This window comes from Tenacibaculum mesophilum, from assembly GCF_003867075.1.
GTDB lineage: Bacteria > Bacteroidota > Bacteroidia > Flavobacteriales > Flavobacteriaceae > Polaribacter > Polaribacter mesophilus.
Map to the genome: position 1 here is coordinate 1188992 of NZ_CP032544.1, position 15213 is coordinate 1204204.

A 15213-nucleotide genomic window follows, 5' to 3' on the forward strand; every position below is an offset into this window, starting at 1 on the left:
TTATTCTTTTATTAATTTTAATATTGATTGATATATTTTTTCTCCAACATTATCTCCATATAATGGCTCTTTAAAATCTTTTGATGTAGCTAAAAACTGTTGAAAATAATTAATTATTTTTCCTGAATTAGCTCCTGTTATAGCTCCATAACCATTACTTACTAACTCTTTCCATTCTGTTTCTTCTCTTGCTATAATACAAAACTTCTTATTAAAGAAAGCCTCTTTTTGTAAACCTCCACTATCAGTTATAACAAGAGCACAATTTTTTAATAACTCTAACATAGAAAAATACCCTACAGGTTCAATAAAGGTTATATTAGACTTTAATTTGTACTTTTCTAACATTTTTTTTGTCCTTGGATGCAATGGCAATACTACTTTTTTAGAAGCATTAATTTTTTCAAGAGCTTCAAAAATATTAGCTAATCTCTCTTTTTCATCAGTATTTTCTTGACGATGAATTGTTGCTAACACAAACTCTTTTTTCTCTAAACCTAAGTCTTTAATAATAGTTGACTTCTCTTCGGAAACTTGATTATAAAACTCTACAGCATCTTTCATGATATCACCATGCTTTTCTATCAAAATATCAAAACTATCAAAACCTTCATTTCTCAGGTTTAATACAGCAGTATCTGTTGGACAACTTAGTAGGTTTCCTATTCTATCTGTTAAAATACGATTTATTTCTTCAGGCATTTGCATATTGAATGAACGCAAGCCCGCTTCAATATGTACTACTTTTATATGTAGTTTTTTAGCTGCTAAAGCTCCTGCTAACGTCGAATTTGTATCTCCATATACAACAACTGCATCTGGCTTTTCTAATACTAAAATTTCTTCTATTTTTTCTAACATTTGCCCCGTCATAGCACCATGACTTAAACCATTGATATTTAAATTATATTTGGGGTTAGGTATTTGCATTTCTTCAAAAAAAACAGCACTCATGTTAGCATCAAAATGTTGCCCTGTATGCACTATTATTTCTTCTACTTCATTATGCTTTTGAATCACTCTACTTAATACAGCTCCTTTTACAAACTGTGGACGTGCTCCTAATATGGTTATTATTTTTTTCAAGAATTAACGACTTTTTTTAATACTATAGATAATTTCTCTGTTAACTTTTTCCGATGATATTGCTCTATGTTTTTAGAATTAACCTCTAAAATCCCTTTCTTATATTGATTATAAAGAAGTTTAATTTCTTTTTTCATTTTTACTACATCATCAAAACCAACAATAGTTCCTGAGTTAGTTTTAGCAAGTATTTCTGCTAAATCACCATCTTCTGGACCCACTGCTAAGATAGGGCGTTTTGCTTGTAAATATTCAAATATTTTACCTGTAATAATTCCTTTAGCACTTGGTACTTTATTTACTGCTAACAATAAAACTTGTGATGTTTGTTGTTGTTGTTGTGCTTTTTTATGAGGTAGATAAGTAATTTTTGTAATATTTTTAAATTGATGTGTTTCTAAAGATTTTTTAACTCCTTTCGCTATTTTCCCTATTAGTTTAATTTCTAAATCTTCTGTAAACTCCTTATCTTCTTTACATAACTCTGATAATGCTTTCCATAAAACTTCAGGATTCCTATCATCATTCATCAAACCTATATGCGTAATTGAAAACTTTTTATCTAGTATTACATTTGTTTCTCTACTTTCTTCTGCATCAAAACCATTAGTAATAACATGAATATTATTAGAAAATTTTTCATAATTCTTTTTCATAGTTTTACCTACAACTAATACCGCATTGGCATATCTTAACACTTCCTGTTCCAATTGATGATGTGTTGCTTTTGATTTTTGCGTGAGTGGTAATTGATGAAAATAATCAATATCTGTCCAAGGGTCACGGAAGTCTGCTACCCACTTCAATCCTAATTCTTTTTTAAGCTTTAATCCGATTAAATGCAAGCTATGTGGTGGTCCAGTAGTTATAATAACATCAATAGTATTTTCTTTTAAATATTTTTTTAGCTTATTAACTGAAGGCTTTACCCAAAACCTTCTTGCATCAGGAATGAAATAATTAGCTCGAACATATTGCATTACCTGACCTATTAAACTTGGATTAGGATCTAAAAAACCAGCACTTGTTTTCGTTTCTTTTTTCTTGAAAACAGATAACAAGTCATTAGGTTCCCAAATTGAGTTTCTTAAAACCGTTAAATTTTCAGGAAGATCTTTTTTTAATGTTGTATCAACTATCGGATATTTAGCATCTTCAACTGTGTAAACTATTGGTTCAATATTAAAATTTCGCAAATATTTTACAAACTTCAACCATCTTTGTATACCTGAACCTCCTGCCGGCACCCAATAGTATGTAATTATTAATACTTTCAAATTAAACTATTGTATAGGTTTATTAATTCTTTTGAGGTTTTATCCCATGTAAATTCATTTCGAATAAAAGCTTCTCCGTTTTTTCCTAATTCTTTTCTCAGCAGCTCATCTTTATATAACCTCAGTACTTTATCAGTAAAATCTTCTACATTTTTTGCTTCATGTATCAATCCGGCATTTACTTTTTCTACTATGTTTTTTTGAGCTGTTGCATCGCTTACCAACAAAGGTTTCCTTAAACTCATGTACTGGAATAATTTATTAGCATGTGTAGTGTCGTGATGTAAATTTCTGTGTAAAGGAGACAAACAAACATTACTCTGTTTTATATACTTAGGAAATGTAGTTTCTTCTTGCCACCCTTCAAAACATACTTGTTCTTCAACTTTTAATTCTTCAGATAACTTTTTTAATTTAGTGTTTAGACTTCCTACAATTACTAATCGAATATTCTCTATTTCCTTTTTTAATGCTGGTAAACTTTTAATTGCTGTAGCTACTCCCCTTCTCTCTCCTGTATCTCCTATATATAGTAAGTTAAAAGTATCTCTTTTTGAGCTTTCTTCAAAATTATCTTGCTTTTCAAAAAATGATTTTCTTACTGTATTAGGAACAACAATAACTTTATCAGATTTTATTTTTGTTCTCTTATATACTTCCTCTTTTGCTTCTTGAGTAACAACTATTACTTTACTAGCTTTCTTAATAAGCTCTTCTTCTTTTTGCTTCCATTTGTTTGTTGATATTAAAATATTTTGCGGAAACTTTTTTAAATGAGGATAAAACCTCATTATCTCAGGCCTATTTTCATGTAAATCTAATACAACCGGGAGCTGCTTCTTTTTATTGGCTAACATTACAGCTTCAGCTACAACCATATCATGTATATGAATAGCCTCTATATCATATTTATTAAGAAAATGTATTATCTTTTTCTTTAGTGAAAGAGAATATAATGGGATAGTATAAGCCAAAGCAGATAACTTATACTCTAACTTATTTGACTCATATCTTTTTACTTTTATTTTACCTACAAGTTCTGATGTTGGCTCATTACCATAAGTTAAACAAAATAAAAAAACCTCATGTCCAGATTTTATTAATTCTATTGCTTCATTATGTACTCTAGGGTCAGGAGGAAACGTCTTATCTAAAACCATTCCTATCTTCATCCCTTTCTCTCTTTCTCAGCATATACAGCATAATATCTAGGTGTATATTTTCTTAAAACAGGTCTTATACCCAACTTGTTTATTGGACTTGTCCATTTTTCAGTATCAACAATATTCCAACCTGATTTTTCTAATAACCAATCATACTGCCAGTCTTCAAACTCATGATAATGTCTGTCCCACATATCTGTTTTGCTTCTGTACGCACTTGCAAACCATAACTTTAAAGGAACAGTGGTTATTATTTTTTGTGCTTCAATTTCTCTTAACACGTTAAATGGTGCTAATAAATGTTCAAAAATCTCAAAAGCCGTTACTGCATCTACATTATAATCTTTTACAATTTGGGGTAATAAATCTAAATCTTCCCCATTTGTATTATAAACTGTATATCCATTTTCTTCCATAATTTCAGAAAACGGGTTACGCACTCCTAAATCTAGTATTGTAGCAGGAGCTGTAAGATGTTTTTGTAAAAACTGAAGTGTATGGTTATATCTTTTCTTTGGTAGTTTAAAATACATGAAATTTATTTTAACACAAATGTATTACTATTTTATCATTTCGTGTAATAAACCTTTTAATTGAGTTTAATTAAATATTATACAAAAAACATAAAAGCGAAAGATTAATCTTTCGCTTTTATAAAATATTAATTTTCCATAGCAACTTGTACTTATCTAGTACGTTTTGTTTAATGCAAACATATTATTGTTTTATTTAAAAATAAAATATTATATCCCGTATTTTATAAAAAGCACAGTTAAATTAATGTATATTTGAGAGCTTTTTATGAGGTTATTTGAGAAAAAGAATTCTTAATTACTTAAACTATTCTAATGATTAGGTTTATACTTATAACATTAATTACTTTATTTTTTTCATTAAATACAGTATCACAAACAATATATTTAGATTCTATAAACCGAAGTAAGATTGACTTTTATAAAAACATTAATACTGATAGCTTGTTCTTTTATTGTGATAAGTTAGAAAATTCTAACAATATTTGTACAAAAATAGAAGCTGCTACTGATAAAATTTATGGACTTTATAGATTAAAAAGATACGATGAAGCTGCAACTTCTTCTAATAAGGTAATAACACAAATTGATTCTTTACTCCAAAATAATAACTTGACTTGCCTTATTGATAGAAAAATTGCTTCTTTAAATAGGCTTTTTTGGATAAAAAAAAATCAAGAAAAGTACGAAGAAGCTTACTCTATACTTATTAAGTATGAAAAAGAAATAATTAATCATCCTATAAAAGATCAAAAATGGATTAGAAATAAATTGGGACTTGTTCTTAGTAAAGCTGTAATAAAAAATAAACTTAACATGCAAGAAAAAGCTAAAAGTATACTACTAAAAGCTATTTCGGAATCAAAAAAAACTGTTCTTAAAGATTTTCAAAAAAACAATTTTTTTCTTCAATGGAAAGCTAACTCTTTTAATTGCCTTGGAAACACATATATTTTAATTAACAATAAAAACCCAAATACCATTCTCCTGGATTCTGCTGACTATTACTTTGACAAAGCTTATAAATTAACACAACAATTTACTCCTCAACATAAAGACTCTAAAATATATTATTACTTAAGAAAAACTAAAGTTTTAATGGCTAAAAAAGAATTTTCTAAAGCTATTGATTTAATTAATAATTATAAAAATATAAGTAATGGTTATTCTTATTTTAACAAAGAATATTACCTAAAAGCCATTTGTTTTCACAACTTAAAAAATTCTGATTCCGCTATTTACCATTCTAATAAATTATTAATGAATTATAAAAAATGTGAAAGGAGTAAACTTATTACTATTTACGACATTCTCTCAAAAGAATATAATAATTTAAATAAACTGGATAGCGCTTACAAGTATTCTAAACTTACTTTAGAACAACATCATTTAACAAAAGATACTAAAGACAAAACTTTCAATCTTTTTTACAACAATAATTTTGCTCAAGCTCAAAAGCTTAAAAAAACTATAGAACAAAGAGAAGCAGAAAAACAGCGTAACCTCATTATTTCTTTTATTATTTTATTATTAACTTTTTTCGTTATTACTTTTTATTTATTTAGAAAAGAAAAAGATAAGAAGAAGAAACTTATATCTGTAATAAGCAATAATAAAACGACAGAAATAGAAAAAAAAGAATACAATATTGATGAAATCTTAGAAGCTAAAATTCTTAATGAATTTAGGAATATTGCTAATAGTTTAGATTTTTTAAAACCTGATTTTTCAGTTAACTACATTGCTGAAAAATTAAATACCAATACTACTTATATTTCTTTTGTTTTTAATAAGTATTACGAAGAGTCTTTTAAACAATACTGTACTAAGCTTAAAATTAACTATGTAGTACATAAATTAAAGACAGACAAAATCTTTAGAAAATATTCCATTCAAGCCATTGCTGAAGAAATAGGTTACACCAACGCATCTGCTTTTACAAGAGCGTTTAAAAAACATATTGGTGTAACCCCTTCTGTATTTTTAAAAGACCTTGAAAATTAGTTCTTCTTCTTTTTTATAACAAACCAACCAATAGGTATTATAAGGAGTAAAGCATAACAAATTAAAGACAATGAACTTCCTGTTTTAATTACTGAAGGCTCATATTTAAAAGTTATTTTATGTTTTCCTGCAGGAACTTCTATTCCTCTTAAAACATAGTTTACTCTATAATATGGCACACTTTCCCCATCAATATAAGCGTTCCATCCATCTTTGTAATAGATTTCAGAAAATACAGCAAATTGTTCTGAAGTTGTACTTGCTTCGTATATCAATTCAGTAAGATCTTTCTTCACAAGATTAATCGTAGCAATAGAATCTTTTTGAAACACATCGGCTTTTACATTAAACTCGCTTGAGTTAATAACTGCTTCTGATTTAGTATTCAAACTATCTAACGCTATAATTTCTTCATTTGCTGAAGATACTTTTTTCAGTGAATTAACAAACCATGCATTTCCATTCGCTTCTGGGTTTTCCTGAAATTGTTCTTCACTAACAATAAAATACTTCGTGTTTAACATATTTAATACCTCCATATTATTTTTAGCTATCTGATAATCAAACAACTCTTGATAACGTTTCATTTTGGCAGCATGGTATCCTCCTATCGAATTGTGGAAATAAGAAGTTCTACCATCTTGCATAGGACTTACGCTAAAATTAACAACTCTGTAATGCCCTTTATCTTTTAAAATTTCTGTATCAGCTTTTGTTGCTGTAAATGGTTTTTGTACTCTTCTAGCTGAAGTAAAATCTTCCTTATTAACATAGTTAGCATCTATTGAGACCAAATCAAAAATTATCAATCCTCCCAATACAATTAACATAGGTACTTGCTTCAATTTTCCTTTCAAATAAAACCACAACATTCCTGCAACAACTAAAACCAATAAAAGAGAACGTAAACTATCGTTAAATAACATTGATTTTCTATCTGCAACTAAAGCATCAATTAACTCTGGAAGTTGCTGATATTGTGCATCACGTAATCCTTCAAAAGCGAACAAACTAGATCCAAACAGTAAGAATAGCAAAGAAATTCCTCCAACAATGTAAAAAGCTTTCTTTACTGCATTTTCTTTTTCTTCGGAAGAATTCTCAGAAGAGAAAAATTCTTTTAATGCCAGAATTCCTAACAAAGGAACACATAATTCTGCTATTACTTGAATAGACGATACTGCTCTAAATTTATTATATAAAGGTATATAGTCAATAAAGAAATCAGTTATTATAGAAAAGTTTTTACCCCAACTTAATACGATCGAAAAAATGGTAGCTGCAACCAGCCAATATTTTAATCGTCCTTTTACTAGAAAAATTCCTAAAAAGAATAAGAAAAAAACTATCGCACCAATATAAGCTGGTGCTTCAACAATAGGTTGTTTCCCCCAATAAGTCAACACTTGACTAGAATACTCTTTTGCTACACTTTTACCAGCATTTTGCTCTAAAACTTGATAAAAGTTTGAGTCTTCTCCTAACTCTTCAACTGTTCCTCCTCCCATAAAACGAGGAATCATCAAGTTAAATGTTTCGGCTATTCCATAGCTATATTCAGTTATATACTCCTTATCTAACCCAGTAGACTTTTCTTTTGATGTTCCATCAGGGTTAATTGTTAGTTCTGATTTTCCTCTCGTACTATAATCAGCATACTCTTTCATTGCTAACAGTCTGGTAGAATTAGCTCCAATACCAATTAACATTGCTGCAACCAAAATAGCTGATTGTTTAAAAAACACAGGTAATGTTCTCGATTTAAAAGCTTCAACACCTTCAACAATTACCAAAATCAACAAACAAAATCCTAAATAATAAGTCATCTGTGGATGATTTGAATAAACTTCTAAAGCCATTGCTAAAGCCGTTAAAATAAACCCAAGTAAATATCGTTTTCTAAAAATATAAATTACTCCTGCAATCACCATTGGCATATAGCCTATAGCATGTGCTTTCGCATTGTGTCCTGCTCCAAAAATAATTATCAGATAGGTAGAAAACCCAAAGGACAAACTTCCTAAAATAGCCAGCTTCCAATCTACTTTTAAGGCAGTTAATAATAAGAAAAAACTTAAAAAATATAAGAAAAGATAATCCGCAGGTCTAGGTAAAAAGCGAATAACTTTATCAACATAACGTACAAAGTCATTCGGATAATAAGCACTTACCTGATATGCTGGCATTCCACTAAAAGCATTATCTAACCAATAAGGCTCTTCTCCTTTTTCAGCTCTATATTCTTTTACATCTTTTGACATTCCTATAAACTGAGTAATGTCACTTTGTTTAATTTGTTTTCCGCTTAAAACCGGGTTAAAATACAATACAGATGCTATTGCAAAAACAATAATTGCTATTGCAAACGGTAAAAATTTCTTTAAGTTCATGGTTAGTCTATTTCTTCATAGTCAACGTACTCGCCAACAGAATTATTACTTTCTTTAGAATTACTTGGCTTTTTATCAATAACAGTTTTTCCTACTTCAACATCAGATGCTTGTTGTTGGTTTCTATACTGTTGTTCAGCTTTCTTTTGTACTTTGTCTACTGCTTTTTTTATTAAGTATGGTCCAAAAAGTTTCGCTAAAAACTTAATAACGTAATAAACTAACAGAATAATTAATATGGTTTTTAAAAAATTCACAGGTCCAGCTTCATTTAAATATGTCATCTTTTTCTTAAAATAAAAAAATCAATCAAAAATAACAATTTGAAGCAAAAGGAAGCGTTAAGAGTTTACAAAACTTATATTATATAGGTAATTGTATTTTTACGTATGTTTGTACAACCTGAAAATTTGGATTTATTATATGATTAAGAAACTTCTTATCCTTTTTGTTTTTTGCTCTATTCTAACTACTAACGCGCAATATACACCTGTTATAAATTCAAATAAGCCAGGTTTTTCTGAAAGCCCTTATAGTGTTGGCTCGGGTGTTTATCAGTTCGAAACAAGTATTTTTTATAGAAAAATGAATGCTACACCTACTTTTAGCAATCCTGAAGCCTTAGGATTAAACTTGTTTTTTAGAACCAGCTTTATTTCTGAAAAATTAGAAGTAAACTTTAATACTTCTTTACAAAGAGATAAAATAGCATTTAAAAACATTTTTGAGTCATCATATAATAAAACAGGGTTAAGTCAATTTAGTCTAGGTGCAAAATATCTGATTTATGCTCCTAAATATGATGATAAGAGCAAAGAAATAAGAAGTTGGAAAAAAAGACATTCTTTCGACTGGAAAAGGTGGATACCACACATTGGTGTTTCTGCTGGTATAAATATTGGAAGTTTTTTAACTGATTATCATGAAAGAGGTGGGTTTAGTCCTAAAGTTGGTATTTTATTACAAAATGAATTTTCTGACAAATTAAATGTAATTACTAACCTACATTATGATTATATTGGAACTGATTTTTCTCAACTTTCTTACATAGTAACGGGTACCTATAACTTTAATGATTATTGGTCTGGTTTTGCTGAAATACAAGGTATTTTTGAAGAATATGAGAAAAAAACTAATATAGGAGCAGGTGCCGCCTATCTTTTTAGTGAAAACTTACAGTTCAATGCTTCTTTAAGGGCAAACTTACAACAAGATGAAATTGGTATATATAGTTCTTTAGGAGTATCATACAGACTTAATAGACATAAAGACGATTTTGTTGAAATAGATGAATTTGGAAACAAGATTGAAGAAGAAAAACCTGTTAAGTATGACGAGAATAGGAATTTCTTTGGTCGAATGTTTAGTAAAGTAGGAAAACTATTTTCTAAAAAAGAGAAGAGAAAAGTTGATTTAGATAATGACTCAGGTAATGGAGAGCTTTTAAACGAAAAACCTAAGAGAGAACGCCAAGGGTCTTTGGTTGATATGATTGTTAAAGAAGATAAAAAACAAAAGAAAAAAACAGCTAAAGAAGAAAGAAAAGCTGCTAAAAAAGCTAAGAAGAAAGCCGAAAAAGAAGCGAGGCGTAAAGAAAAAGAACGCTTAAAACTTGAGAAACAAATTAAAAAAGAAGAAGAAAAAGAGGCTAAGCGTAAAGAAAAAGAACGTTTAAAGCTTGAAAAAGAAATAAAAAAGCTAGAAGAAGAAATTAAAAAAGAAGAACAACAAGAGAAAGAAAAGGAAAAAGAAAAGGAGGATAATTAAAAGCCTTAAATTTGTAAAATGATTCAAATTAAAGAAATAACTACCAAAAAGGGAATGAAACAATTTGTTAAGTTTCCTTTTTCTCTTTATAAAAACAATAAGTACTGGGTTCCTCCTATTATTAAGGATGAAATTGAAAGCTTTGACAAAAATAAAAATCCTGTTTTTGAACATGCCAAAGCTCGTTTTTTCTTAGCATTAAAAAACAATGAAATAGTTGGTAGAGTTGTAGCTATTATCAATTCTTATGAAGTAGAAAAGCAGCATATAAAAAAAATACGTTTTGGCTGGTTTGATGTTATTGATAATATTGAAGTATCTAAAGCTTTACTAAATAAAGTTGCTGAAATAGGTCGCGAAAATAACTTAGAATACATAGAAGGTCCTGTTGGTTTTAATAATTTAGATAAAACAGGAGTTCTTATTGAAGGGTTTGACCACATTGGAACTATGATTACATGGTACAATCATCCTTATTATGCGAAACACCTAGAGAATTTAGGGTTTACTAAAGAAAAAGAATACATCGAAAGTATATTCTCTTTCAGTAACGTTGATATTAAGAAATATAGAAAGGCTAGTAATATAATTCAAAGGAGATACAACTTAACTCCTTTAAACTTTACTTCTACAGATAAAATTATGCCTTATGTTGATGAAATGTTTAACTTGTTTAGTAAAACATATTCCAAACTATCAACTTATGTACCTATTTCAGATGCTCAAATAGCTTATTTTAAAAAGAAATATATAAGCTTTATAAACCCTGAGTATATAAAATTTGTTGTTGACGAAAATCATAAACTAGTCGCATTTGCTATTGTTATGCCTTCTTTTTCTAAAGCTTTACAAAAAGCAAAAGGAAAACTTTTTCCTTTCGGAATTTTCCACTTGTTGAATGCAAGAAAAAACTCTAAAGATGTTACTTTTTATTTAATTGGAGTTGATCCCGAATATCAAAACAAAGGAGTTACAGCCATTATTTTTGAGCAATTTCATCCTATATTTTTGGCTAAAGGAATTCAAAACTGTATTAGAACCCCTGAACTTGAAGAAAATCATGCAATTCATCAAATTTGGAAAGATTTTAGTCCTAAAATTCACAAAAGAAGAAGAACATACAAACTCGATTTATAATGCAACTTTTTTATAATCCGGATTTATTAATCACTTCAAAAGAAATTACTTTCAACAAAGATGAAAGTCGTCATATAATTCGTGTTTTACGGAAAAAAGAAGGGGACATATTACATATCACCAATGGAAATGGTATTCTTTTTTTTGCTGAAATAATTATTGGAAATGATAAAAAGTGTATTGCCAAAATTATTAAATACGAAGAAAAACCTAGTACAAGAGATTATTATTTACACGTAGCTATAGCACCTACGAAAAACAACGATCGCTTAGAATGGTTTTTAGAAAAAGCTACAGAAATTGGTATTGATGAAATAACCCCTATTATTTGTAAAAACTCAGAAAGAAAAGTTGTAAAAGTTGACCGTTTAGAAAGAATTATACAATCTGCAATGAAACAATCACTACAATTTACATTGCCTAAACTTAACCCTCCAATAAATTTTTCTGACTTCATAAAAAATGATTTTTCAGAAGAAATTTTTATTGCTCATTGTGAAAATGATACTGAAAAAAAGTTTTTAAAAAACGTTGCTTCTCTAACATCAAAATATACAGTGCTTATTGGACCCGAAGGTGATTTTTCTCCTGAAGAAATACAAGAGTCATTAAACAAGAAATTCATCCCTATTTCTTTAGGAAAGAATAGACTTAGAACAGAAACCGCAGGCTTAAATGTAGTTCAAAGCATATCCTATTTACATCAATAATTCATTTTTCGTATATTTAACTCTTTTAAAGTGTTTTATTTTGACTACAGCAGATTTTTTTAATCTCTTTTTGTTAATTAGTGCCATTCATGGTTTTGCTTTTAGTATAATACTTTTTTGTTCTAAAAATGGACGAGAAAAAAGTATGATATACCTAAACTTATTAATACTTGCAATATCATTAAATAATATACAATCTTGGGCTTTAGAAAAAGAGCTCGTTCAACATAAATTTGCTTTAGACTATGTACAAGTGCCTTGGCACTTTTTAGCAATGCCTTTTTTATATATGTTTTTAATTCATTATTTAAATCTTGCTGAAAAGTCGTACAAAATATTAAAGATTATAATACCTCTCTTTTTAATTCTTGTTATAGGTCAAATCAGTTTTGTTCTTTACTACAGTGATTCAGCATCTAGAGAGTACCTAAATTTTATTTATGAACGGTATACTTCTATTGAAGAGATTTTTAGTTTAATTACTTCACTAAGTATTTTTGTTTATTCATTTTACATTTTATACAAAAAAGAAAAATTGTTTCCTAAAATTCTATCTTTTGATAATCTTAGATGGATTTATACATTCTTCATTTTAACTTCAATTGGGTATGCTCTTTGGATTTTAGCTCTAATTGTTAAAGTAAAAATGAACTTTACCGGTTTCTTATTCTCCTATTATCCTTTAAGAGTTTATACTACAGTCTTAATTTATTGGTTAGGCTACCAAGGGTTAAAACAAATTCGTGTATTAAAAGAGCGTGAAAGAATTAGAGAGTCACTTTTAATTGATTTAAATGGTGATTTTAGTATTGATACAATTAATTTGAACACTGAAAAAAACTTCTCTAAAAATCAAGTAGAAAAACAAAAAGAACAATTTATAGAAATAGATAAGTTCATTAGATCTAAAAAGAAATTTTTACTTAACAAATATACTCTACAAGATCTATCAAAAGACACAGAGCTAAGTTCTAGCACACTTTCTCTTATTATTAATAATATTGCTAAAAAATCTTTTACAGATTACTTAAATGAAATGAGAATAGATTTAGCTAAAACACTTTTATTAGACCCCGACTATACTAGCTATACAATAACTTCTATAGGGCTTGAGTCTGGATTCAATTCTAAATCTACGTTTTATACCGTTTTTAAAAAGCATACAGGTTATACACCTGTTCAATTTAAAAACTTATCTGTAATTGTTTTAAATTAATTTTATAATCTTTTTATAAAAAGACAGTTCGAAAACATCCAAAATGGACGTTTTCGAACCCTTATATTTTACTCTTAAGCTATATTTGTGATGAGAAATTAAAAAATTAGTAATTGAAAATAGTTGAAGGGGTTTTCAATTTATAATGTGAAATTTCTAAAAAATTTATTGAGGTGTAATTTATTTCTCAATTACGAAGAAGAGGAAGCTATAGCTTAAAAACATCAATATTTATTATTGGTGTTTTTTTTATTTAAGAACTACATAATACTTTATTAATTAGCTTTCATATTCAAAAGAATTATTTTTTTTAAAGAAAAGAAGGCGATAACAAATTTGTTAGTGTTTTTTATTGTTGTTTTACTATATTGCTTTTAAATTCAAGTTAATTCATGAAAAACCTCTCCCTGCTTTTTATTTTTCTATTAAGTCAAAATATTTTTTCTCAAGAAATAGCTGTTATACAATATAAAGGAGGTGGTGATTGGTATGCAAATCCTACAGCTTTACCTAACCTTGTAAAATTCACTAATCAAAACACGAAAACCCAGATTGACAAAAACATACAAAACATTACGCTAGACGACGAAACTATCTTTGACTACCCAATAGTTTTCATAACCGGACATGGTAATATTTTATTTACAAATAATGAAATTTCAATACTAAGAAGTTATCTTATTTCAGGAGGCTTTTTACATGTATCAGATAATTATGGTCTTGATAAATACATACGAAGAGAATTAAAAAAAGTTTTTCCTGAATTACAACTTCAAGAAATTCCCAGCAATCACCCTATTTATCATCAAACTTTTTCCTTTCCTAAAGGCTTGCCAAAAATTCACGAACATGATAAAAAACCTCCTCAAGGTTTTGGTTTGTTCTATGAAGGTAGACTTATAGTTTTTTATGATTACGAAAGTGATTTAAGTGATGGATGGGAAGATACTGCCGTACATAACAATCCAAAAGAAATTAGAACAAAAGCTCTACAAATGGGGGCTAACATAATAGAATATGCCTTTAAACATTAACACTTTACAAATTGATAGTATTAAGATTAATTTTGATACTGAAGCTTTATGGATGCTTAATGTTGCTCTAGCTATCATTATGTTTGGTATTGCTTTAGATATGAAGGTAGAGGATTTTAAAAGACTTATTAATGAACCTAAAATATTATTTGTTGGATTATTATCTCAGTTTATTTTACTTCCTTTTTTAACCTTTATTCTTATCAATATTATTAACCCATACCCTAGTTTTGCTTTAGGCATGATTATGATTGCTGCTTGCCCTGGAGGAAATGTTTCTAACTTTTTTAGTAAAATGGCAAAAGGTAACGCTGCATTATCTGTTAGTTTAACAGCATTTTCAACGATAATTTGTTTAGTAATGACCCCGTTAAACTTACAATTATGGGGTAGTTTATACGGGCCTACTAACGAAATTTTAAAAAGTGTTTCCTTAAACCCTTTTGAACTTTTTAAACTTGTCCTTCTTATTTTAGGAATTCCGATAGTTTTAGGAATGTTAGTTAATCACTATCATCATGAAATGGCTAAAAAAATCAATAAACTTTTACGTCCATTTTCTATTTTCTTTTTCCTTTTATTAATTGTAATAGCCCTTTATGATAACGCTGATGTTTTTAAAGACTATATACATCTAGTTTTATTTCTTGTAATATTTCATAATATTTATGCGTTTATTATAGGTTATGTAACTGCTAAATCTTTTAAATTAAATAAAAAGGACTCTAAAACTATTTCTATGGAAACAGGAATACAAAATGGTGGTTTAGGGTTACTACTTATTTTTAGTTTTTTTGATGGCCTAGGAGGAATGGCCCTTCTTGCTGCGTTTTGGGGTGTTTGGGATATTTTTTCAGGAATAATGTTAGCTACTTACTGGGGAAGAAATAAATAAT

General features: G+C 28.4%; 13 protein-coding genes. 7 read left to right on the top strand and 6 right to left on the bottom strand.

Going from position 1 to position 15213, the window contains the following annotated elements:
* From wecB to D6200_RS05395, 4 genes are read right to left on the bottom strand one after another with little or no spacing between them, the layout of a single operon-like run.
* On the bottom strand, window positions 1–1086 hold the full coding sequence (wecB, locus tag D6200_RS05380) for a non-hydrolyzing UDP-N-acetylglucosamine 2-epimerase (protein ID WP_073183205.1): 1086 nt from the start codon (window positions 1084–1086) through the stop codon (window positions 1–3).
* On the bottom strand, window positions 1083–2363 hold the full coding sequence (locus D6200_RS05385) for a glycosyltransferase (RefSeq protein WP_047789660.1): 1281 nt from the start codon (window positions 2361–2363) through the stop codon (window positions 1083–1085). Before D6200_RS05385 ends, wecB begins: the two co-directional genes overlap by 4 nt.
* Window positions 2360–3535, bottom strand: coding sequence for a glycosyltransferase family 4 protein (locus D6200_RS05390; RefSeq protein ID WP_073183207.1), 1176 nt, complete (start codon window positions 3533–3535; stop codon window positions 2360–2362). Before D6200_RS05390 ends, D6200_RS05385 begins: the two co-directional genes overlap by 4 nt.
* Window positions 3532–4059, bottom strand: a complete 528-nt coding sequence (locus tag D6200_RS05395) for a methyltransferase domain-containing protein (RefSeq protein WP_047789658.1) — start codon at window positions 4057–4059, stop codon at window positions 3532–3534. The genes D6200_RS05390 and D6200_RS05395 overlap by 4 nt, the downstream gene beginning before the upstream one ends.
* A 315-nt stretch (window positions 4060–4374) precedes the next feature.
* Here D6200_RS05395 and D6200_RS05400 point away from each other — a divergent pair, with 315 nt between their 5' ends.
* The gene (locus D6200_RS05400; RefSeq protein WP_073183210.1) at window positions 4375–6063 is read left to right on the top strand and encodes a helix-turn-helix domain-containing protein; all 1689 of its coding nucleotides are present in this window, start codon (window positions 4375–4377) and stop codon (window positions 6061–6063) included.
* Here D6200_RS05400 and D6200_RS05405 read toward each other — a convergent pair.
* Complete coding sequence (locus D6200_RS05405; RefSeq protein WP_073183212.1) at window positions 6060–8453, bottom strand: YfhO family protein; 2394 nt, start codon at window positions 8451–8453, stop codon at window positions 6060–6062. The two genes, D6200_RS05400 and D6200_RS05405, sit on opposite strands and share 4 nt — an antisense overlap.
* A 2-nt stretch (window positions 8454–8455) precedes the next feature.
* Window positions 8456–8737: a DUF4834 family protein gene (locus D6200_RS05410; RefSeq protein WP_047789655.1), complete on the bottom strand. Its 282-nt coding sequence runs from the start codon at window positions 8735–8737 to the stop codon at window positions 8456–8458.
* A 139-nt stretch (window positions 8738–8876) separates the two neighbouring features.
* On the opposite strand from D6200_RS05410, the gene D6200_RS05415 reads away from it, so the two are divergent.
* From D6200_RS05415 to D6200_RS05440, 6 genes are all read left to right on the top strand, one after another.
* On the top strand, window positions 8877–10220 hold the full coding sequence (locus D6200_RS05415; RefSeq protein ID WP_073183214.1) for a transporter: 1344 nt from the start codon (window positions 8877–8879) through the stop codon (window positions 10218–10220).
* Window positions 10221–10238: 18 nt separating this feature from the next.
* Window positions 10239–11357 carry a GTP cyclohydrolase gene (locus D6200_RS05420; protein WP_073183216.1) on the top strand — a complete coding sequence of 373 codons (1119 nt, stop codon included), beginning with the start codon at window positions 10239–10241 and terminating at the stop codon, window positions 11355–11357.
* Window positions 11357–12067 (top strand): 16S rRNA (uracil(1498)-N(3))-methyltransferase, encoded by a 711-nt coding sequence (locus D6200_RS05425; protein ID WP_047789653.1) that lies wholly within the window; start codon window positions 11357–11359, stop codon window positions 12065–12067. Before D6200_RS05420 ends, D6200_RS05425 begins: the two co-directional genes overlap by 1 nt.
* Before the next feature lie 145 nt (window positions 12068–12212).
* On the top strand, window positions 12213–13283 hold the full coding sequence (locus D6200_RS05430) for a helix-turn-helix domain-containing protein (protein WP_125064378.1): 1071 nt from the start codon (window positions 12213–12215) through the stop codon (window positions 13281–13283).
* Window positions 13284–13675: 392 nt separating this feature from the next.
* Window positions 13676–14317 (top strand): DUF4159 domain-containing protein, encoded by a 642-nt coding sequence (locus tag D6200_RS05435; RefSeq protein ID WP_073183220.1) that lies wholly within the window; start codon window positions 13676–13678, stop codon window positions 14315–14317.
* Complete coding sequence (locus D6200_RS05440; RefSeq protein ID WP_073183222.1) at window positions 14301–15212, top strand: bile acid:sodium symporter family protein; 912 nt, start codon at window positions 14301–14303, stop codon at window positions 15210–15212. The genes D6200_RS05435 and D6200_RS05440 overlap by 17 nt, the downstream gene beginning before the upstream one ends.
* Window position 15213: the final 1 nt, after the last annotated feature.

Bases quoted from the DNA above. Each gene is read 5' to 3' on its own strand.
- D6200_RS05390 (WP_073183207.1), bottom strand. From the start codon at position 3,535: ATGAAGATAGGAATGGTTTTAGATAAGACGTTTCCTCCTGACCCTAGA.
- D6200_RS05395 (WP_047789658.1), bottom strand. From the start codon at position 4,059: ATGTATTTTAAACTACCAAAGAAAAGATATAACCATACACTTCAGTTT.
- D6200_RS05400 (WP_073183210.1), top strand. From the start codon at position 4,375: ATGATTAGGTTTATACTTATAACATTAATTACTTTATTTTTTTCATTA.
- D6200_RS05405 (WP_073183212.1), bottom strand. From the start codon at position 8,453: ATGAACTTAAAGAAATTTTTACCGTTTGCAATAGCAATTATTGTTTTT.
- D6200_RS05410 (WP_047789655.1), bottom strand. From the start codon at position 8,737: ATGACATATTTAAATGAAGCTGGACCTGTGAATTTTTTAAAAACCATA.
- D6200_RS05415 (WP_073183214.1), top strand. From the start codon at position 8,877: ATGATTAAGAAACTTCTTATCCTTTTTGTTTTTTGCTCTATTCTAACT.
- D6200_RS05420 (WP_073183216.1), top strand. From the start codon at position 10,239: ATGATTCAAATTAAAGAAATAACTACCAAAAAGGGAATGAAACAATTT.
- D6200_RS05425 (WP_047789653.1), top strand. From the start codon at position 11,357: ATGCAACTTTTTTATAATCCGGATTTATTAATCACTTCAAAAGAAATT.
- D6200_RS05430 (WP_125064378.1), top strand. From the start codon at position 12,213: ATGATATACCTAAACTTATTAATACTTGCAATATCATTAAATAATATA.
- D6200_RS05435 (WP_073183220.1), top strand. From the start codon at position 13,676: ATGAAAAACCTCTCCCTGCTTTTTATTTTTCTATTAAGTCAAAATATT.
- D6200_RS05440 (WP_073183222.1), top strand. From the start codon at position 14,301: ATGCCTTTAAACATTAACACTTTACAAATTGATAGTATTAAGATTAAT.